We start from the raw sequence: 19,853 nt of genomic DNA, 5'->3' as shown, positions 1-19,853 counted from the left end.
CAGGAGTTTGGAGTCATTCAGCCTGGGGTGGTCAAATTCCCGGGGAAGGATCACGCTGGCCGCAACAACAGGTCCGGCGAGGCACCCGCGTCCTGCTTCATCGCATCCGGCTTCAAGTCCGTTTTCCTGAAAAAAGGGGAGCAGCATGTGTCAGAAAAAATATTGGTGAATGAAAATAAGAAGGATCAGTATCCATAGCATAATCTCGTATATCCTGGTTTTTTTTATCCAGGAAAGGAAGAATGATATCATAATGGCAATGGCCGGTATCAACAATGAGAAGCTGTCGAGGGAACCGCCCGGGCTTCTGAAAAGGAGGACTATCCCCAGAATCACCATCCACCAGATAACCGCCATTTTTTTCCGGATAATGATGGTTTTTTCCTGGATATGGCTATAGTAAAATAGTAATGACCCTACAAACAGCAATGCCATCAGCCCCCATATAAAGTAGTCGAACAGAGACAGATTCAGGTCTATTTTCCAGGAAGTCAGGAAAAACTCCAGATAGATAGCCGCCCCGGGGATGGGATTATCGAAAACGTAGTAATAGGAGTAGAGATAAATATAAGGTATGACGATACCGATCAGGGGTATAACCCAGTCGCGGATGGAGGAAGCGCTGAATATCAAGAGGGTGACCCAAATAAGCAGGATCAGCAGGGCAGATTGAAAGTAAAACAGTGAAGCGAGAGAAAGATAGAAGCTTGCGCTAAGGATATCGCGAGCAATGTCGGTTCGGCCATAGCAACGCAATAGCCTTCCGAGAGCGATTAAAACAAACAATCCGGGCAGGGTGCCCGGGTGAAAGATCATAAGATCGCTGTGCATACTTCCTGCCAGGATCATGATCAGAGCGGGGATAAGGCTGTTTTTTGGGATAAGCTCGTTTTTCGTAAGGATATGCGAGAGATAAAAGGCCTGAGACAGTAACACGACGAAGCTGATTATCGTTCCTGTGACCGGGATTTTCAGGATGTAGAAATTCATCAGGTTAAAAACGGGATTGGCTGCAGAAGCATACCATGAAGTCTCCGGATAAATAAAACTCTTTGCCCATAGAGCTGTTCCAAGCAAGATGAGAGTGACAAACTGCGGAAGATAGCTGGATTTATAAAAGCGTATCAGCATGACCCAGTGATTTGGTTAGCTTTTCAGCAGGTCCTGGCCGATATCTTGTCTGTAGTACATAGCATCGAAGGATATTTTACTGATGTTATTATAGGACATTTTTAGAGCTTCTTCGAGGCTTTCGGCCAGCGAGGTAACAGCTATGACTCTTCCTCCGGCAGTTATGATCTTTTCTGCATCAGCATCGAAAGCAGTGCCTGCGTGAAATACCAATGACCCGTCCACATTCTCCAGACCGTGAATAGGTTTTCCTTTGGAGTATGATCCTGGGTAACCCCCGGAAACAAGCATGATTGCGGCAGAGGCTCGGGGATCGATGCCGATCTTTTTTTGATGCAGGGTTTGGTGGGCTACTCCGTCAAAAAGGTCCATAATATCAGAGCTGATGCGGGGAATAATGCTTTCCGCTTCCGGATCACCCATGCGGGCGTTATATTCTATCACATAGGGATCTCCGCCCGAATTAATTAATCCGAAGAAGATAAAGCCCCTGTAATCGATTCCGTCTTGTTTTAGACCATTTACAGTAGGGTTGATGATCCTTTGCACGACCTTATGCATGAAAGCCTTATCAGCAAAAGGTACCGGCGAAACAGAACCCATTCCGCCTGTGTTCAATCCTGTGTCACCTTCGCCAATTCTCTTGTAATCCTTGGCCTCAGGAAGCAGGATGTAGCTATTGCCATCCGTGATGATGAATACGGAGAGTTCGATGCCCCGGAGGAATTCTTCGATTACAACTTTATCACCGGCTTGCCCGAACTTATTGTTTTCAAGGATAGATTTTGTCTCATGGCAGGCTTCTTCCAGGTCATCACAGATCAGAACCCCTTTTCCGGCTGCCAGTCCGTCAGCTTTAATCACATAGGGCGGGGTTAATGAACGGAGGTATTTGCATGCATCTTCCGTTTCGCCCCGTTTAAACGTGGCATACGCTGCAGTAGGGATGTTATGCCTTTTCATGAAATCTTTGGCAAAATCCTTACTGCCCTCCAGCATGGCTGCCTGTTTCCCGGGGCCAATTACCGGAATAGCAGATAAAAGGGGATTGGCCAGGAAATAATCCCGGATGCCTTCTACCAAAGGAGCTTCGGGTCCAACGATGACCATATTGATCCCGTTATCCGTGACGAATTGCTCCACTTTGCCAAAGTCGCTTATATCAAGATCTATATTATAACCATGACCAAGAGTGCCTGCATTACCCGGAGCTATGAAAAGCCTTTCCACATGTTTGCTTTGTGAAATTTTCCAGGTCAGTGCATGCTCTCTGCCACCCGACCCGATAACCAATACATTCATAAGCTGAGAGTTTATTTTTTTTGCAATACTTTTTCTATGGAAAGCCAAAGCATATCTGCCGTATTGTTCCAGTTGAACAATTGCCGGCGGATTCTGCCTTTTTCCACAAGGTTTCTTCTAAGGTCTTCGCTTTCAGCGATTTTTCTAAGAGCATCTGCGATGGATACAACCGAGAAAGGATCTACCAGCAATGCAGCGTCTCCTGCTACCTCAGGCATAGAGGTCACGTTGGAGGTGATGACAGGGGTTTCGCAGTAAAAAGCTTCTACGATTGGGATGCCAAAACCTTCGAAATAGGAGACATAGGCGAGGGCAAGTGCGGATCCTATAACCCGGTGCAGGTCAGCTGCCGGCTGCCGGCCTGCAAAATAAACATCCTGTTTATACGTCATACCCTCGTATGCCAGATTGATGTCTTTTGTCCACCATTTTTTATTGCCAACGATCAGAAGCTTGGTTTCACAGGAGCAGTTTTTCCTGAAATAATCATATGCCCTGAATAACCGGGCAATATTTTTTCTGGGATGCAGTGCGCCCACAAACAGGAAATAGGGGTTACCTTCCGTAAACTGCATCCTGGTTTTTTGTTTTTCCTCTTCCGAAAGAGGAATGAACAATTCGTTAGCACCGTTATAAACCACGTCAATTTTTTCTTCAGGAATGTTATACTGGTTTATGATGTCCCTTTTTGAAAAATGGGATACCGTAACGATACGATCTGCTTTACGGGCGTAACGGGGGAAAAAGTAACAGTAATATTTTCTTTCCAGATATGGTAGATCACCCGGGTAATGCTCAAAATTGAGGTCGTGGAACATAGCCAGGGAAGGGACCCTGGAGGAAAGGGAAAGATATGCATCGGGAGAAAGAAACATATCTGCCTTGATTTTTCGAAGGATAAAAGGGATAGAATATTCGAACCAGAGGTAATAAAGGAACGGGTGCCGCGCCTGGGGCGGTACTACCACAGGATGGACATTATCCGAGAAAATAAAAGAATCATCATATTTCCGGTCGAAAATAAAATAAAAATCATGTTCAGGATGCTGAGTAGTGATGCGCTTCAGCGATTCATACATCACCCAGCCAATGCCTTCCAGCTTATTCCGGATAAGTAAACGGGTGTTGACTGCTATTCTCAATGTAAGATATGTTAGATCGGATTAAAATTAGTTTAAAAGTACCTGCGTCATTCAGTTTATATGATAAATTTGTACAAATTTATCAAATTTTATCAGGCAATACGATGCCCTGTGATTATTGAAAGGTATTTATAAAAATCAGGCGGAGATTTCATGCAGAGAAAATTTATCACGAACCTTATCTTGCTGCTGTTTCTGAACCTGCTTATCAAGCCTTTTTGGATATTGGGAATCGACCGTTCGGTACAAAACCTTGTGGGTGCCGAATCCTATGGCTTCTACTTCACCATATTCAACTTCTCTTTTTTGTTCAATATTCTCCTCGATCTGGGGATCACAAATTTTAATAACCGGAATATTGCACAAAATGAACAGCTTCTGAACAAGCATTTCAGCGGTATACTGATCATAAAGATACTGCTGGCTTTGTTGTATTTCGTAGTGACATTCGGGGTAGCCCTGCTGATCGGATACAAGGGGGATCGCTTGTATCTGCTGCTGTGGGTCGGGATAAACCAGTTTTTATTATCGTTTATTCTTTATTTACGGTCGAATATTTCGGGATTGCTGATGTTCAGGACGGATAGCCTGATTTCTGTCCTCGACCGTTTGCTGATGATACTTTTCTGTGGTATTCTTATCTGGGGAGGCGTAAGCGGATTTAGTTTCACCATTGAATGGTTTGTATATATGCAAACACTGGCATATTCCATAACATTCCTTGTTGCCCTTATCATTGTAATCAGAAAAGCAGCATTCAGGCGCTTGCACTGGAATAGAGCATTCTTCATGGTTATAATCCGGCAAAGCCTGCCTTTTGCTTTACTGGTATTACTCATGACGGTATATTACCGGAGCGATGCCATTCTTATTGAGCGAATCCTGGGAGGTGAACTGGGTGACAAACAGTCGGGGATCTATGCGCAGGCATTTCGTTTACTGGATGCCGCCAATATGATACCTATGCTATTTGCCGTACTGTTGATGCCCATGTTTTCGAGGATGATCAAGGAAAATGGAAACGTAAAGGAAATGGTAAGACTTTCGTGGTCTATGCTGTTTTCATTGTCGGTTCTTGTATCTGTTGGCTCTGTTGTTTACAGTAGAGATTTGATGGAATTGCTTTATATAGAAAACATTGATGATGCAACAGCTATTTTTGGAAAGATAATTTTTTCATTCATAGCTGTATCTTCTATTTATGTGTTCGGGGCCTTACTCACAGCCAATGGAAACCTGAAGGCGCTAAATATTATCAGTATTGCCGCCTTGCTTGTCAATATAATAGTGAATCTGATCCTGATTCCGCAATTCATGGCAAGGGGGGCAGCTTGGGCAAATTTGTTAACGCAGTTTACAGCAGCTATTCCTCAGATATGGCTAGCCCACAGGATTTTTAATTTACGATGGGAGCTCCGTTATCTGTTAACCCTGGCAGTATATGCAGCGGGGATATTGATTCTCAGCTTTATTAGCCGTGTCTTGCCTTTTTCCTGGGAAATTAACTTCATCTTCTTTCTGGTTGCCGGTTTTATTCTCTCTTTTGCCCTGAAACTGATCCATGTGAGAGGCCTGCTGGCGATAATCCGCAACAAATAGTGATCGAAAAGAGACCTTCAGGTCAATATAATATTTAGGTTGCAGATTGAATAAATTTTCCTAATTTTGACCCTCTTATTAAACATACATCCGGCCATATGATTGTCATCAAAGAAAAAGGCGATTTTGATTCATCCGGCATTTTTTATTTCCTGTATAAATGGAGAAAGCCCCTGATCATTGTAATCGTCGTGACCATTGCAGCATCATTGCTGTTCTCATCACCATGGTTCATTACTCCGAAATACAAATCATCGGTGATACTTTTTCCTGTGGCGACAAATTCGGTTTCCAAGGTACTGATCAGTCAGAACTCAGGCATAAAAGAAGATATACTGGGATTTGGCGAGGAAGAGCAGGCAGAGCAAATGCTTCAGATCCTCAATTCCAACCGTATCCGCGATGAGATCATTAACAAATACGACCTGGCAAACCATTATGGATTGGAGCCTGGAAGCAGGTACAGGATGACCAGGCTGATACGCGAGTACGAGAGCAACATAACTTTTCGTAGGACCGAATACATGGCCGTAAAAATATCGGTTCTCGACAAAGACCCGGTAATGGCTGCCAATATTGCCAATTCAATTGCCGAACTCCTTGATTCTGCCAAGAACCAAATGCAGAAAGAAAGAGCAAAAATGGCCCTTGCCATCGTTGATAAGGAGTATTCTGAGCTGGAAACGGAAATAAAGAATATTGTTGATACTCTGAAAGCAATTGGCAGGAAGGGAGTTCATGACTATGAATCTCAGTCGGAAGTCCTTAACCAGCAGCTTGCTATTGCCATTGCCAAAGGCGATAACACAGCTATCCGTGCACTTGAAAAAAAATTAGAGGTGCTGGCTGAATACGGCAGTACCTCCCTTTCACTAAAAAATGCACTTGAATACAAAACTGAACAAGTTACCCTGCTGAAAGCCAAACTGGAAGAGGCCAGGGTAGATGCAGAACAGGAGCTTCCTCAAAAATTTATTGTCAATAGCGCTTTCCCGGCTGAGAAGAAATCATATCCCATCCGCTGGATCATTGTTGTGGTGTCAATATTCTCCACATTTATGATCAGCGTTTTGGTAATACTTGCAATAGAAAACTTGTACAGGTTAAAACCTGCAAATTGAAGAGTTAATAAAATATTCATCTATAATAAACGCCCTATGAAAGAATATAACAATAATGTGAGCATCGCCCGCATATTGTGGAAATGGAAATACCATTTTGCTATTATTACCGGTCTCGCTGTTATACTGGCAATTGTTTTTTCAAGTCCCTTGTTCATTACACCAAAATATAAATCTGTAGCTGTGGTCTATCCGGCCAACATTACATCCTATTCCGATGAAAGCGAAACAGAACAAATGCTACAGATTATGCAGTCGAAAGACATTAAAGACAGTGTGATTAAGATGTTTGATCTTGCAGAACATTATGAGCTGGATTCAAATTACAAGTATTTCTATACAGTATTATACTACGAATACGGCCAGAATGTAAATATCAATAAAACTCCGTATGAATCTGTGGAAATTGTTGTTATGGACAAGGATCCGCAAATGGCCTGTGATATTGTTAATGCCATTCTTTACTTCTATGATTTTAAGGTAAGGGAATTGCATAATGCTAAATACATAGAGGTTATAAATATGTATGAAAGTATCCTGGACAAAAAACGGCAGGGTATTGACTCTCTTCAGATGCGTTTGAGTTCCCTGAGCAAGGAATATGGTTTGATCGATTATGATGCTCAGGCACTTGAGGTTACACGGGGTTATCTGAGAACGATCATGGGCGCTTCGAAAGAAAATATCAACCAGCGTGAGGTTGACAGGTTGCTGAATAGCTTGCAGGAAAAGGGAGGAGAATTGATTGACCTGGTAGAATCGATCCGGCATGAAGCGAGGACCTATGCCGATCTTAAAGTTGACTATGAAAATGCAGTTCGTTTTTATACCGATGAACTCTCATATTCAAATATAATTACACCTCCTTATCCTTCCGATAAGAAGGCATACCCCGTAAGGTGGCTGATTGTTGTTTTTACCGCAATTGCCGTATTTTTCCTGACCGCTATCATTGTGGTTATTTATGATAAATACCGCTACCAGATCCAGGCGGAATTGAATGCACTTAAAAACGATACTCCTTCAAAATCCTGAGGTTTTGATCGAAAAGATTGAAAAATACCGCTATTATATTATTTACGGGATAAGCATACTATTTATCCTGTTCAATTGCTATCTTATTGCCCATGAGAGATTTTGGGGATTGCTTACTCCCCTGGTGATCATCATGGTGCTCTTGTATATTTTTTCGCTTGATAAAATAATCCTGCTTATCACATTCCTGACACCATTAGCGGTAAACTATAAGAATTATGAGCTTGGCGTCGGGATTTCCCTTCCGACAGAACCTTTGATGGCAGGCGTTTTGGTTGTTTTTGTTCTCAGGATCTTCCTGGATGGCGGCTATAACAGAAAAATACTGAATCATCCGGTTACCATAGCCATTCTTGCCAACCTTGTCTGGTTATTTATTACCATTATTACCAGCGAATTGCCTGTCGTTTCAATAAAGTTTATGCTTGCTCGTCTATGGTTTATCGTGCCATTTTACTTTATTGGGATTGTCATTTTTTCCAAAATGAAGAATATCCGGCTCTTCCAATGGCTGTATGTGATTCCTTTGCTGCTTGTCATATTTTATGCGCTTTATAATCATTCGTTGTATGGTTTCGATAAGCCTTCCAGTAATATGGTTATGAAGCCTTTCTACAACGACCATACTGCCTATGGAGCCATTCTGGCCATGTTTATTCCGATTTTTTTGGGATTCAGTGTAAGTAAATTGTTTACAGCCAGATACAGGTTTTTTTCTCTGGCAGTTCTGGTTATAATGATCCTTGGGATAATTTTTTCGTACAGCAGGGCAGCCTGGATAAGTGTGGCCATGGGTGGGGTGGCATTTCTTCTGATTCATTTCAGGGTAAAGTTCAAGTATGTGCTGACGGCTGTGATTGTTATGGCCGGACTGTTTTACATGTTTCAATTTCAACTGATCGATAAGCTGGAGAAGAACAAGCAGGATTCATCGACTGACTTTTTTGAACATATACAATCGATTTCGAATATATCCTCCGATGCCAGCAATCTGGAGCGCATCAACCGATGGAGTTGTGCAATCAGGTTGTTTAAGGAAAGGCCTTTTTTGGGTTGGGGGCCGGGGACTTACCAGTTTGTGTATGCTCCATTCCAGCGTTCAAAGGAAAAAACCATCATCAGCACCAACGCAGGTGATATGGGGAATGCTCATAGCGAGTACATTGGTCCACTCTCCGAATCGGGTATTTTGGGTATGCTGACTTTTATAGCGATCATGATTACGGTGGTATACACCGGCTTAAGAGTATATAAATATGCCAGGAACCCGGAGTCGAAATTCTTCGCAATGGTTTTGGTGGTTGCCATGATCACCTATTTTACTCATGGTCTTTTGAACAACTTCCTGGATACAGATAAGGCTTCCGTTCCTTTCTGGGGTTTTATAGGGATCATAGTAGCTTTGGACTTATTCCTGAAAGATAAAAGCCCGGAAGAACTTGAAAAGGACTCCGCTGCTGAAAAGGGTGGGAAGGAATAAGATCCGTTTATTCTTGAATTTCCTGAGCTTTGCTGACAAGGTTTTTGAGGTAGGCAATTTCGCGCCACTTTTTACGTGCTTCTTCTGCCGGTGCTCCGTAATAAGTTTTTCCTCCTTCCAGTGATTTATCCGCAGATGAGTTAGCCAGGATAATGGCATTTTCGCCAATCACCAGATCTTTGTTTATGCTAACCCGGCCCCAAAGGATTACTCTGTCTTCAATTTTCGTTACACCGGCAATAGCGCAATGTGCCGCAATGAGGCAAAAGCGTCCGATATGCGTATCATGACCGACCTGGATATGGTTGTCGAGCTTTGTATATTCCCCGATGATGGTGTCACCGGTCACACCTTTATCAATGGTTGTACAGGCTCCGATCTCCACGTAGTCTTTCAGAATCACACGGCCGCAGGAATGGAATTTCAGGGTTACATCGTTTCTTCGCTGGAAATAAAAGCCATCGGCTCCGATCACCGATCCCGAATGGATGACAACCCCGTCACCCAGTATACAGTTATCGTAAATACTTACATTGGCATGGATAATACAGTTCCTGCCTATCCTGACGCCATTTCCTATAAAAACCCCGGGTTGTATGACTGTTCCCTCGCCGATGGTGGCGGTAGGACTTATCATTGCTGTTGCCGGCAGAAATGGCTTGAAATGGTTAAGTAGCCGGTTGAAGTCGGTAAAGGGATCTTGGGAGAATACCAGGGCCTTGCCGGGAGGGCAGGGGACTTCTTTGTTTATCAGGATGGTTGTTGCATGCGAGTTAAGCGCTTTTGCATAATACTTGGGGTGATCCACGAAAGTAATGTCACCGGCTTCAACCATATGTATCTCATTTATCCCGGTAACGGGAAAATCAGGGTCTCCGCAATAGGTAGCATCAATAAGTGCTGCCAGATCTTTGATTTTAACAGGAGCATCCAGTTTCATAGGCAGGATGGATAATTGGGCAATAAAGATAAATAAATTAACGGGCTACTCTTTCGGAATAATCACCGGTACGTGTATCGACACGAATGATGTCGTCGATGTTAATGAAAAGAGGGACCTTTACTACTGCACCGGTCTCCACGGTTGCATCTTTCATGGCATTGGTGGCTGTATTGCCTTTTTCGCCGGGTTCGGTATACGTTACCTTTAATTCCACGTATGCAGGTAACTCGCACGACATGGGAGTATCGGTATCGGCATGGTACATAATTTCCACTTCCTGGCCTTCCTTCATCAGATCCGGAGCATTGATCAGATCCCCTTCGATGAATATCTGGTCGTAAGTCTGGTTATTCATGAAGTGATAGGTTGTCCCTTCCTTATAAAGATACTGGAAAGGTCTTCTTTCTACCCTTTGGATATTAATCTTGACGCCCGCCGAAAAAGTATTGGGGATAACTTTGCCTGTTTTGATGTTCTTGAGCTTGGTTCTGACAAATGCCGCACCTTTGCCCGGCTTTACATGTTGAAATTCTACGATGGTAAATAATTCCCCGTTAAATTCAATTACAAGTCCGTTTCTGAAATCAGCTGTAGTTGCCATATTATCTAATCGTTTTAACTATACTTCGGATTTTTGGAATCTTGAATAACCTTTCATGATGCCCCGGGTTGAGCGGGAAATAAAAGAGAGAATCTCATCTCTTTCGGGCGAAGCCGGGATTTCGGCTTCAATATAGTTTACCGCCTGTGACACATTCCGGTTTTTCAGATAGATATAGCGGTAAATATCCTGAAGTTGATTGATCTGGTCGTTGGTGAATCCCCTTCTTCTTAATCCGATCGAATTTACGCCAACGTATGAGAGAGGTTCCCTGGCTGCTTTCACAAAAGGGGGAACGTCTTTCCTGACGAGGGCTCCGCCTGAAACCATGGCATGGGCACCGATCTGTACGAACTGGTGAACGGCTGCAAGCCCACCGATGATAGCCCAGTCGTCGATGCGGATGTGTCCGGCCAGGGTGGCAGCATTGGCAAGGATAACATTGTCGCCGATATAACAATCATGCGCCACATGTACATACGCCATAAGAAGGCAGTTCTTTCCAACAACGGTTTCAAAACTTGCTTTTGTACCGCGGTTAATAGTGGTGAATTCACGAATGGTGGTGTTGTCACCGATTTTAACGATGGTATCTTCCCCATCGAATTTCAGGTCCTGCGGTATGGCGGCTATCACAGCACCGGGAAATATCCTGCAGTTTTTGCCAATCCGGGCTCCTTCCATGATCGTAACATGAGAACCTATCCACGTGCCTTCTTCAATGATCACATTTTTTTCAATGTTAACAAACGGTTCGATAACAACATTGTTAGCAACCTTGGCCTGGGGATGGACGTATGCGAGAGGTTGATTCATCGTAAATTATTTTCAGTTTCTTCAATATCCTTTTTTATTATGGAAGCCATCATTTTACCTTCCATTACAATGTTATCCCCAACGTAAGCAGTACCCTTCATATGGCATATACCTCTGCGGATGGGTTCAACAAGTTCCAGGTGGAAAACTATGGTATCGCCGGGCACAACCTTTTTCCTGAATTTGACATTATCGATTTTAAGAAAAAGAGTGATATAATTATGCGGATCCGGTACGGTATTCAGAAGCAATACTCCACCCGTTTGTGCCATTGCTTCGATCTGGATCACACCAGGCATAACCGGATCATCGGGAAAATGACCAACGAAGAACGGTTCATTCATGGTGACATTTTTCACCCCGACCACATGTGTGTCGCTCATTTCGAGGATTTTATCGATAAAGAGGAATGGGGGCCTGTGAGGCAGGATTTTTTTGATCTGGTTGATGTCGAACAGAGGCTCCTTATTCAGGTCAAACCTGCTTTGGGGTGACTTACTGGTTTTATTCATAGCATGTTCTTTTATAATTTTAGCAAACTGAACATTGGTCTGGTGTCCGGGCCTGCGGGCAATAATGTGTGCCTTAATAGGTTTACCAAGCAGCACAAGATCCCCGACCACATCAAGCAGTTTATGCCTGGCAGGCTCATTCAGGTGGTGAAGTTCCAGGTTGTTAAGAATACCCTCTTTTAAGACTTTTACTTTAGGTTTGTTGAAGAGTTCAGCCAACCGGTCAAGCTCTTCCTGGGATACCATACGGTTAACAAAAACAATCGCATTGCTAAGGTCTCCTCCACGAATAAGATTATTATTCAGCAGGAACTCAAGTTCATGCAGGAAGACGAAAGTACGGGAATTGGCAATTTCTGTTTCAAAATCCCTGATGGAATCCATCACGGCATTTTGGGTATCCAAAACCTGCGTTTCATAATTTATCATGGTGCTTACCCGGAATTCATCGCAGGGTATAGCGATCATTTCAGTTTTTCGGGAAGGATCGTTAAAGGTTATTTCACGATCGAGGATAATGAAATTACGCGGTGCATTCTGCTCAACAATACCGGCATTTTTCAGGGCTTCAACGAAAAACCGGGAACTCCCGTCCATTATGGGAGTTTCTTCGGCATCAAGTTCTATGATCAGGTTGTCGATGCCAAAGCCTGATGCCGCAGCGAGGACATGCTCAGTTGTTGCAACCGAAGCACCGTTTTTAGAAAGTGTGGTTCCCCGGGAAGTATCGCACACATAATCAACATTTGCCTCGATTTCGGGCTGGCCGTCAAGGTCAATACGTTTAAACCTGATACCATGATTTTCAGGTGCCGGTTTGAAAGTAAGTGTTACAAATTTCCCTGTGTGAAGCCCCGTACCCTGAACATTGACAGGCCTTCCGATTGTCTTCTGTTTTTCAGCCATCATGAGGCGACAAAGATATGAAGATTAAAATAATCGCAAAGGTAAAAAATAATACGTACTGTAAAAGGTAAGTTATTGTGTGTTCTTGTTTTCCACTTTCAGAATTTTCTCCAACCTGCTTAATCGTGCAACAATTTCCGGAAGATTTCTGAAAAGGACGAAGGCTCTGCGGAAACGGGATGCTTCCATGGCCGGAGCGCCAAACACGGTCATGCCGTCGGGAATATCGTTGGAAATACCGGAACCGGCAGCAATTTTTACATTGTCACCAATTTTCAGATGGCCAACTATTCCCGCTTTTCCGCCAATGAGGCAATTACGACCGATTTTTGTGGATCCTGATATGCCTGCCTGTGCAGCAATGGCAGTATTTTCACCTATTTCCACATTGTGTGCAATCTGAATGAGATTGTCGAGCTTAACCCCACGCCGTATGATGGTTGAACCAATGGTGGCCCTGTCAATTGTGGTATTAGAACCTATTTCTACATGATCTTCGATGATCACATTACCAATCTGTGCAACTTTTTGAAAAGGATTGTTTTCCTGCATGGCAAAACCAAAACCATCACTTCCTATCACAACCCCGGCATGAAGGGTGCAGTGATGACCTATCACCATCCCATCATATATTCTAACTCCAGGATATATAACCGTATGGTCACCAATACGCGCATGATCGCCAATATAAACCTGAGGGAAGATCTTAACATTGCTTCCAATGGTAACACCATCGCCAATAACACTCAAAGGGCCGATATAAACATCTTTGCCCAGAGTGCAATTGCTGCCAAGGATAGCTTGCCCGGAAATCCCCGTTTTCATTAATTTATATTGATTGTAATATTCCAATACCCTGGCAAATCCAAGGTAAGCGTCTTCTACCCGGATCAGTGTGGCAGTGATTTGCTTTTCTGCCTGAAAGTTATTATTCACAATAACTACAGAAGATTCAGTGGTATAAATGTATTGGGTGTATTTAGGATTGGCCAGGAAAGATAAAGCACCGTCTGTCCCGTCTTCAATTCTGGCAATTTTGTCTACAAGTGCATCTGGATTCCCTTCAAGCTTTCCATTTAGTAATTCTGCAATGCTTTGTGCAGTGAATTTTATCATGCCTGATTTTTTTGCAATATTAATGATTATTTGTCAGAAAGAACTCATTTAAGTATTGAATATTAATTCATTTCAGGAATCCATTTTGGGGCACATATAAAATATTTGGTAATATTCTTAAGAAGCACTGAAATGTTCAGTTGCTCCGATGCCCGGGCTATGTCCACTACATCCCCGTTTTTATATACGATATTGATTTTATCACTTTTGGGATGGTATGCATAATTGGCAGATGAACCGTGAATCACAAAATGGGCAGCCTCTTCAGCAGTCAATCCGGTAACATGGCAGACTGATAGTATCATCTCCTGTATGCGTTCAGGCTCTGCAGGAATATTGCTTAGTTCCGTCCTGAAAAGGTGTCTGTTAATAAGAGCCTCACTGAGCATCGATAAGACCTTATCATGATGTTTAGTCCAAACCTTAACGGAAGTCAAAATGTCAAAATCATCAAGTTGTGAAAATATCTCCAGGATGTCGGGGTTGTTTTTTAAATCCTCAAGGGTACAAGGATGAGTAAGGAAATAGGCAAACGAAGGGGTTGCAAATAATTCTTCCCCTTGCCGGGCAAGGAATTTTGCCCTTTTCAGTATCTGGTTGAGCATACTTTCTGCGGCAACCACAGTTTTATGTAAATAGACCTGCCAGTACATCAATCTCCGGGCAATGATGTACTTTTCTACCGAGTAAATGCCCTTTTCCTCCACCGCTATTTTACCTCCTGCAATAGTAAGCATCTTGATTATCCTTTCGGTATTGATCACTCCTTCAGATACTCCGGTGTAAAAACTGTCTCTGCGGAGATAATCCATGCGGTCGACATCAAGCTGGCTGCTGACCAATTGATGAAGAAAAGCTTTGGGATGAGAATTGTTGAAAATGGAAATAGCCTCCTCAAGGCTACCGTTGAAAGCCTCATTAAGTCTTTCCATATAAAGCCTGGATATCTGTTCATGGTTTATTCCATCCAGGATGCTATGCTCAAGGGAATGTGAGAACGGTCCGTGCCCTATGTCATGCAACAAAATGGCGATGGTGGCAGAAAGGGTTTCTTCGTCGCTGATGCCTATGCCCTTATTTCTTAATGCAGCAATGACCTGCCCCATCAGGTACATTGCCCCCATGGAATGATGAAAACGTGTATGAAGGGCACCGGGATAAACAAGATGCGTGAGTCCGAGCTGCTTTATCCGCCTTAACCTTTGGAAACATGGCTGTTCAATGATATCGAAAGTGAGCTCACTTTCGATGGGGATAAAACCATATACCGGATCATTAAATATTTTTCGCTTGTTAACCCTGGCAAGATTCATTAATTTTGTTGTATAAAGACAATAATCAGGGATTTTTATCATTCCAATATTACAACTTTTTTTTTAGCCTGGTCTAAATACTTCCTGGTTAGTTTGTAAATTTATCATTATGGAACAAGCAAGAATATTATGGGTTGATGATGAAATTGATATGTTAAAGCCACATATCATTTTCCTGGAACAAAAGGATTATTTGGTTGATACTTCGAACAACGGGGATGAAGCCCTGGATATGATCTCACCCGGCAAATACGATATTATTTTCCTGGATGAGCAAATGCCGGGACTTTCCGGGATTGAGACCCTTGAACGCATCAAAGAAAAATATCCTAATCTGCCGGTCGTGATGATCACTAAAAGCGAGGAAGAGTCGATCATGGAAGATGCCATCGGATCCAAAATCGCAGATTATCTTATTAAACCAGTGAATCCCAAGCAAATCCTGCTATGCCTCAAGAAGAACCTGCAAACCAAAAAACTGGTAAGCGAGAAGGCTACTTTCAATTATCAGCAGGAATTCAGGAAAATTGGTATGGACATATCGGGCAATCTTAATGCGGCTGAATGGATAGAGGTGTACCGGCGGCTCACCCGTTGGGAGATTGAGCTTGAAAAGTCGAACGATCCCGGTATCATTCAGGTGTTGAATATGCAACGGGAAGAAGCCAATCAGGTTTTTGTGAAGTTCATGATGAAAAACTACGCTGGATGGATCGCGGGGAGTACGACCGACAGGCCCGTGCTGTCACCCATGCTCTTCAGGGAGAAAGTTTTCCCATTACTTGATAAACAAGGCCCTGTTTTTGTGATCCTTATTGATAACCTTCGCTTTGATCAGTGGAAAACAATAGAACCTCTCATCGGAGAATTCTACAATACCGATAAGGAAGAAATGTATTACAGCATCTTGCCTACAACCACTCAATACGCGAGAAATTCTATATTCAGCGGTTTGATGCCACTGGAGATCGACCGGAGATATCCTGATTACTGGGTAAGTGAAAACGATGATGCGTCCAAAAACCAATTTGAAGGAGAATTGCTTGGCGAACAATTGAAACGCTTCGGAAAAAACCTTAAATATAGTTACCACAAGATACTGAACCTGGAAGCCGGAAGAAAGCTCCACGAAAATATGCCCAATCTTCTCTCGAACGACCTGAACGTGATCGTTTACAATTTTGTGGATATGCTGTCTCATGCCCGCACGGAAATGGAAATAATCAGGGAACTGGCCGATGACGAGCCTGCTTACCGTTCTTTGATGCTGTCATGGTTTGAACACTCTTCCCTGTTCGATATCATTCGCTTTCTTTCTGATAAACAAATGCCTTTGGTTATTACAACGGACCATGGTTCCGTGAGGGTCCAGAATCCTGTTAAAATAATCGGCGACAGGAACACCAATACCAACCTACGATACAAAACAGGGAAGAACCTGAACTTCAATCAAAAGGATGTATTTGAGGTTAAAAACCCACATGACATCCATTTGCCCAAAAGCAATGTCAGTTCCAATTTTGTTTTTTGTACAGGCAATGATTTCTTTGCCTATCCAAACAATTATAACCATTATGTGAAGTATTACCGCAATACTTTCCAGCATGGGGGTGTGTCGATAGAAGAAGTCTTGATTCCGGTAATCACTTTGCAGCCAAAATAATGATGAATCCGTTTATCATAGGTGAAGATCCTATTCTCCGGGAGGAATTTGCAGAGCAATTGCTGCGGGAGTATTCTGAAATGAGGGTTTTTGCTTTCAACGGCTCTATGGGGGCAGGAAAAACCACTCTGATCAAAGCCGTTTGTAAATCTCTGGGAGTAGGGGATGTGGTGACAAGTCCCACTTTTACCTTGATCAATGAATACCGCGACAGAGATGGAGCTCCGGTTTATCATTTTGATTTCTACAGGATTAAGAAACCGGAAGAAGCTATGGATATTGGTTATGAGGAGTATTTTTACAGCGGCTTCTATTGTTTTCTTGAATGGCCTGAAATGATAGAAAAACTTCTGCCGAAGGATTACGTATACATCGGGATAGCACTGGACGGAAAGGACAATTCGCGGATAATCTCACACCGGAAAATTTCAGAAAAATAATATCATGATACCTGCTTATAATGATTATTCACCTGGTCTTTCGCAATCGGAGAGGCTAATGCCTCAGGAAGAGATGCTTGAAACCGGTCGCAGGGAGAGTCAACTCACCATTGGCTTACCCAAAGAAAAACCCTATGATGAAAATCGTATTGCTTTGGTTCCGGAAGCGGTGAACCTGATCGTGGAGAATGGTCACAGGGTTATGATAGAGACAGGAGCCGGTAACAGGGCGCATTTTCAGGATAAGGAATACAGTGAGGCGGGAGGAGAGATAGTAGAAAAAGCATCGGACATTTTTAAAGCGGATATTGTTTTGAAAGTTGGTCCGGTCACTTCAGAAGAAATTGATATGATGCGTGAGCGACAGACTCTCTTTTCATCATTGAATACCATGCACCGCGATCGTGAGTATTTTCGCCAGTTGTCGCAGAGAAAAACCACGGCAATCGCTTTTGAGCTGATCAGGGATGCTTCGGGTACCTATCCTTTAAGGCGTTCTGTTAGCGAGATTGTTGGGAAAGCTACCATAATGATCGCTTCTTATTATCTCAGCAGCGAAAGTTACGGAAGAGGGGTCATGCTGGGTGGATTTCCCGGGATCCACCCAACGGAAGTGCTGATTATTGGAGCCGGCACGGTTGGCGAAAATGCCGCCAGAGTGGCTATAGGTTTAGGCGCCATGGTCAAGGTTTATGATTATTCAGTTCATCGTTTGCGCCGCCTCCAGGAAAAACTCCGTATGCAGGTGTTTACTTCAGTGATCCAGCCGGGTTTGCTTGCCAGGGCACTGGAAACAGCCGATATTGTCATCGGAGCTGTTCACTCTGCTCAGGGAAAGGCTCCCTGTCTTATCACGGACGAAATGGTAAGCAATATGAAAAGTGGCTCAGTGATTATCGATGTGAGCATTGATCAGGGGGGGTGCTTCGAAACCTCCAGACTTACCAATCATAACGACCCTGTTTTCATCCGGCATGGCGTCACACATTATTGCGTCCCCAATATAGCTTCAGGATTTCCTCACACATCTTCCTTTATCCTGAGCAATTATTTTGCTCCGGTGTTGGTTGAAATTGGCCGGTCAGGCGGGATAGATAATTATCTCAGGATGAATTACGGCTTTTCCAGAGGAACTTACCTGTACAATGGTATTCTTACCAATTCACATATTGGTGAGCTGTTCCATCTTCCTTTCCAGGATATTGATCTCATTATGTCCGCCTTCAGGGGGTAAAATTGCCTGGTCTGCATGGAACCCCGCATTGATATATCAAAAATACACACTGGATGGAAAAGCCTTGAACGTCTGAACTTAATTCTGGATGAAGAGGAAGAACGATATACTCAGTTCCTTGTATTAACGGATACGAATACAAGTGGATACTGTTACCCGGCACTGCAAAAAATACTGGGCTTCAGAGGGCTATCCTGTGAAAAAGTTGAGGTAGCGTCTGGCGATACATCAAAATCACATGAAAGCTGCCTGAAGATTTGGCGATTTCTGCGCGGGCATGAGGCGGGCAGACATACCCTTCTTATGAACCTTGGAGGGGGAATGATCAGCGACCTTGGTGGCTTTGCCGCATCGGTATTCAAAAGAGGCGTCTCCTTCCTGAATATTCCAACATCCCTTATGGCCCAGATCGATGCGGCTGTAGGGGGTAAAACCGGAATCAATTTCATGGGCGTGAAAAATCAGATAGGTACTTTTGCTTTCCCTTCTGCAGTAATCGTCGATCCGGCTTTCCTGGAAACTTTACCTCAGCGGGAGTTTGTTTCTGCATTTTCGGAAATGATAAAATACGCTCTCCTTTCGGATGAAAAAAGGATAAAAATTATCAATGAAACCTTTCCTGACCGGTTTCCTGTGGATTCAACCGGAAAGGAGGACCTGCTAAAATTGATAAATTGGGGAATATCCAGGAAAATTGAGATCATCGGGGCTGATATTTCAGACAGGGGAAACAGAAAACTTCTGAATCTGGGACATACTGTAGGACATGCTCTGGAAGCATGGTCGGCTTCAAGTAATGCTCATCCTCTGCTTCATGGCGAAGCCATCGGAGCCGGACTTATTTGCGAATTGTTCATTTCATCGGAATTATTAGGCTTTCCTTTACCCCTTGCGGAAGAAGTGGCCGGTTATATCCTGCAAAAGATACCACGGGTAAGCATACCTGATGATCCTGCAGCGTTAAGTGAATTCCTGGTACAGGATAAGAAAAACCTCAAAGGGAAACTGCGCTTTACCTTGCTGGAATCACCAGGAAAAGGGCATATTGATGCAGAAGTGGATTTTTTATTGGTATCCAGGAGTTTGGAATTTTATAATAAACTTTGCTATGCCCGATACCATTGACATAGCACCGGGAAAAGCTTATCTGAAAGGAAAGATCCTTCTCCCTTTATCAAAGAGTATTAGCAACCGCTTGCTTATCATGCACTTCCTGAGCCACGGAAAGGTTAGTCCGGGAAGCTTATCTTCTGCGGATGATACTATCCTGATGGGTAGTCTTCTGCGTATTATTTCATCGGGCAGTAAACACGAACCTGTTATCCTGGATACTCAAAATGCCGGGACCGTTTTTCGTTTTATTACAGCTGTTGCCAGTATTGTTCCCGGAAAATGGTTATTAACCGGGGATGAACGGATGAAACACAGGCCTGTACAAGCCCTTGTGGATGCCTTGAAAGATATGGGAGCCGATATTGAATACACCGGCGAAATAGGAT

Annotated in this window: 19 protein-coding genes; 9 read left to right on the top strand and 10 right to left on the bottom strand. The window is 43.3% G+C overall.

Annotated elements, in window-relative coordinates; genetic code table 11:
* The 4 genes from KKA81_10290 to KKA81_10275 all read right to left on the bottom strand — a co-directional run.
* The coding region (locus KKA81_10290) for a ribonuclease HII (GenBank protein ID MBU2651313.1) at positions 1-147 on the bottom strand (147 nt) is incomplete at its 3' end.
* A 3-nt stretch (positions 148-150) separates the two neighbouring features.
* The gene (locus tag KKA81_10285) at positions 151-1,131 is read right to left on the bottom strand and encodes a hypothetical protein (GenBank protein ID MBU2651312.1); all 981 of its coding nucleotides are present in this window, start codon (positions 1,129-1,131) and stop codon (positions 151-153) included.
* A 15-nt stretch (positions 1,132-1,146) separates the two neighbouring features.
* The gene (gene purD, locus KKA81_10280; protein ID MBU2651311.1) at positions 1,147-2,433 is read right to left on the bottom strand and encodes a phosphoribosylamine--glycine ligase; all 1,287 of its coding nucleotides are present in this window, start codon (positions 2,431-2,433) and stop codon (positions 1,147-1,149) included.
* Between the two features lie 11 nt (positions 2,434-2,444).
* Positions 2,445-3,575 (bottom strand): glycosyltransferase family 4 protein, encoded by a 1,131-nt coding sequence (locus KKA81_10275; protein ID MBU2651310.1) that lies wholly within the window; start codon positions 3,573-3,575, stop codon positions 2,445-2,447.
* A gap of 153 nt (positions 3,576-3,728) precedes the next feature.
* Here KKA81_10275 and KKA81_10270 point away from each other — a divergent pair, with 153 nt between their 5' ends.
* The 4 genes from KKA81_10270 (at position 3,729) to KKA81_10255 (ending at position 8,810) form a co-directional block, all read left to right on the top strand.
* Positions 3,729-5,174, top strand: a complete 1,446-nt coding sequence (locus KKA81_10270; protein ID MBU2651309.1) for an oligosaccharide flippase family protein — start codon at positions 3,729-3,731, stop codon at positions 5,172-5,174.
* A 98-nt stretch (positions 5,175-5,272) separates the two neighbouring features.
* Positions 5,273-6,295 (top strand): hypothetical protein, encoded by a 1,023-nt coding sequence (locus KKA81_10265; protein ID MBU2651308.1) that lies wholly within the window; start codon positions 5,273-5,275, stop codon positions 6,293-6,295.
* A 36-nt stretch (positions 6,296-6,331) separates the two neighbouring features.
* A complete protein-coding gene (locus KKA81_10260; GenBank protein ID MBU2651307.1) occupies positions 6,332-7,330 on the top strand; it encodes a hypothetical protein in 999 nt (332 codons plus the stop codon).
* 4 nt (positions 7,331-7,334) lie between these two features.
* The gene (locus tag KKA81_10255; protein ID MBU2651306.1) at positions 7,335-8,810 is read left to right on the top strand and encodes an O-antigen ligase family protein; all 1,476 of its coding nucleotides are present in this window, start codon (positions 7,335-7,337) and stop codon (positions 8,808-8,810) included.
* Between the two features lie 7 nt (positions 8,811-8,817).
* Here the strand turns inward: KKA81_10255 and KKA81_10250 are convergent, their stop codons facing one another.
* The 6 genes from KKA81_10250 to KKA81_10225 form a co-directional block, all read right to left on the bottom strand.
* Positions 8,818-9,750: a UDP-3-O-(3-hydroxymyristoyl)glucosamine N-acyltransferase gene (locus KKA81_10250; protein MBU2651305.1), complete on the bottom strand. Its 933-nt coding sequence runs from the start codon at positions 9,748-9,750 to the stop codon at positions 8,818-8,820.
* A 37-nt stretch (positions 9,751-9,787) separates the two neighbouring features.
* Positions 9,788-10,354: an elongation factor P gene (gene efp, locus KKA81_10245; GenBank protein ID MBU2651304.1), complete on the bottom strand. Its 567-nt coding sequence runs from the start codon at positions 10,352-10,354 to the stop codon at positions 9,788-9,790.
* An 18-nt stretch (positions 10,355-10,372) separates the two neighbouring features.
* Complete coding sequence (gene lpxA / locus KKA81_10240) at positions 10,373-11,170, bottom strand: acyl-ACP--UDP-N-acetylglucosamine O-acyltransferase (protein ID MBU2651303.1); 798 nt, start codon at positions 11,168-11,170, stop codon at positions 10,373-10,375.
* A complete protein-coding gene (locus KKA81_10235) occupies positions 11,167-12,588 on the bottom strand; it encodes a bifunctional UDP-3-O-[3-hydroxymyristoyl] N-acetylglucosamine deacetylase/3-hydroxyacyl-ACP dehydratase (protein ID MBU2651302.1) in 1,422 nt (473 codons plus the stop codon). The genes lpxA and KKA81_10235 overlap by 4 nt, the downstream gene beginning before the upstream one ends.
* Before the next feature lie 72 nt (positions 12,589-12,660).
* Complete coding sequence (gene lpxD, locus KKA81_10230) at positions 12,661-13,701, bottom strand: UDP-3-O-(3-hydroxymyristoyl)glucosamine N-acyltransferase (GenBank protein ID MBU2651301.1); 1,041 nt, start codon at positions 13,699-13,701, stop codon at positions 12,661-12,663.
* A gap of 65 nt (positions 13,702-13,766) precedes the next feature.
* Positions 13,767-15,017, bottom strand: a complete 1,251-nt coding sequence (locus KKA81_10225; protein MBU2651300.1) for an HD domain-containing protein — start codon at positions 15,015-15,017, stop codon at positions 13,767-13,769.
* Positions 15,018-15,126: 109 nt separating this feature from the next.
* On the opposite strand from KKA81_10225, the gene KKA81_10220 reads away from it, so the two are divergent.
* The 5 genes from KKA81_10220 to KKA81_10200 all read left to right on the top strand — a co-directional run.
* Positions 15,127-16,680, top strand: coding sequence for a PglZ domain-containing protein (locus KKA81_10220; GenBank protein MBU2651299.1), 1,554 nt, complete (start codon positions 15,127-15,129; stop codon positions 16,678-16,680).
* Positions 16,681-16,682: 2 nt separating this feature from the next.
* Positions 16,683-17,120, top strand: a complete 438-nt coding sequence (tsaE, locus tag KKA81_10215) for a tRNA (adenosine(37)-N6)-threonylcarbamoyltransferase complex ATPase subunit type 1 TsaE (GenBank protein MBU2651298.1) — start codon at positions 16,683-16,685, stop codon at positions 17,118-17,120.
* A gap of 4 nt (positions 17,121-17,124) precedes the next feature.
* A complete protein-coding gene (locus tag KKA81_10210) occupies positions 17,125-18,354 on the top strand; it encodes an alanine dehydrogenase (GenBank protein ID MBU2651297.1) in 1,230 nt (409 codons plus the stop codon).
* Between the two features lie 15 nt (positions 18,355-18,369).
* Positions 18,370-19,479: a 3-dehydroquinate synthase gene (locus KKA81_10205; GenBank protein ID MBU2651296.1), complete on the top strand. Its 1,110-nt coding sequence runs from the start codon at positions 18,370-18,372 to the stop codon at positions 19,477-19,479.
* Positions 19,463-19,853, top strand: a 391-nt coding sequence (locus tag KKA81_10200) for a 3-phosphoshikimate 1-carboxyvinyltransferase (protein ID MBU2651295.1), incomplete at its 3' end; no start/stop codon positions are given. The genes KKA81_10205 and KKA81_10200, both read left to right, overlap by 17 nt.

It is taken from the genome of Bacteroidota bacterium, from assembly GCA_018831055.1.
Taxonomy (GTDB): Bacteria; Bacteroidota; Bacteroidia; order Bacteroidales; family B18-G4; genus M55B132.
The sequence above is the reverse complement of the archived record's forward strand: the minus strand, read 5'-3'. Positions and strand labels throughout refer to the sequence as shown.

What these genes read in the sequence shown, in the direction of transcription:
- KKA81_10285 (MBU2651312.1), bottom strand. Translation starts at nt 1,131, where the DNA reads ATGCTGATACGCTTTTATAAATCCAGCTATCTTCCGCAGTTTGTCACT.
- purD (MBU2651311.1), bottom strand. Translation starts at nt 2,433, where the DNA reads ATGAATGTATTGGTTATCGGGTCGGGTGGCAGAGAGCATGCACTGACC.
- KKA81_10220 (MBU2651299.1), top strand. Translation starts at nt 15,127, where the DNA reads ATGGAACAAGCAAGAATATTATGGGTTGATGATGAAATTGATATGTTA.
- KKA81_10225 (MBU2651300.1), bottom strand. Translation starts at nt 15,017, where the DNA reads ATGAATCTTGCCAGGGTTAACAAGCGAAAAATATTTAATGATCCGGTA.
- efp (MBU2651304.1), bottom strand. Translation starts at nt 10,354, where the DNA reads ATGGCAACTACAGCTGATTTCAGAAACGGACTTGTAATTGAATTTAAC.
- tsaE (MBU2651298.1), top strand. Translation starts at nt 16,683, where the DNA reads ATGAATCCGTTTATCATAGGTGAAGATCCTATTCTCCGGGAGGAATTT.
- KKA81_10260 (MBU2651307.1), top strand. Translation starts at nt 6,332, where the DNA reads ATGAAAGAATATAACAATAATGTGAGCATCGCCCGCATATTGTGGAAA.
- KKA81_10265 (MBU2651308.1), top strand. Translation starts at nt 5,273, where the DNA reads ATGATTGTCATCAAAGAAAAAGGCGATTTTGATTCATCCGGCATTTTT.
- KKA81_10235 (MBU2651302.1), bottom strand. Translation starts at nt 12,588, where the DNA reads ATGGCTGAAAAACAGAAGACAATCGGAAGGCCTGTCAATGTTCAGGGT.
- lpxA (MBU2651303.1), bottom strand. Translation starts at nt 11,170, where the DNA reads ATGAATCAACCTCTCGCATACGTCCATCCCCAGGCCAAGGTTGCTAAC.
- KKA81_10250 (MBU2651305.1), bottom strand. Translation starts at nt 9,750, where the DNA reads ATGAAACTGGATGCTCCTGTTAAAATCAAAGATCTGGCAGCACTTATT.
- KKA81_10210 (MBU2651297.1), top strand. Translation starts at nt 17,125, where the DNA reads ATGATACCTGCTTATAATGATTATTCACCTGGTCTTTCGCAATCGGAG.
- KKA81_10270 (MBU2651309.1), top strand. Translation starts at nt 3,729, where the DNA reads ATGCAGAGAAAATTTATCACGAACCTTATCTTGCTGCTGTTTCTGAAC.
- KKA81_10205 (MBU2651296.1), top strand. Translation starts at nt 18,370, where the DNA reads ATGGAACCCCGCATTGATATATCAAAAATACACACTGGATGGAAAAGC.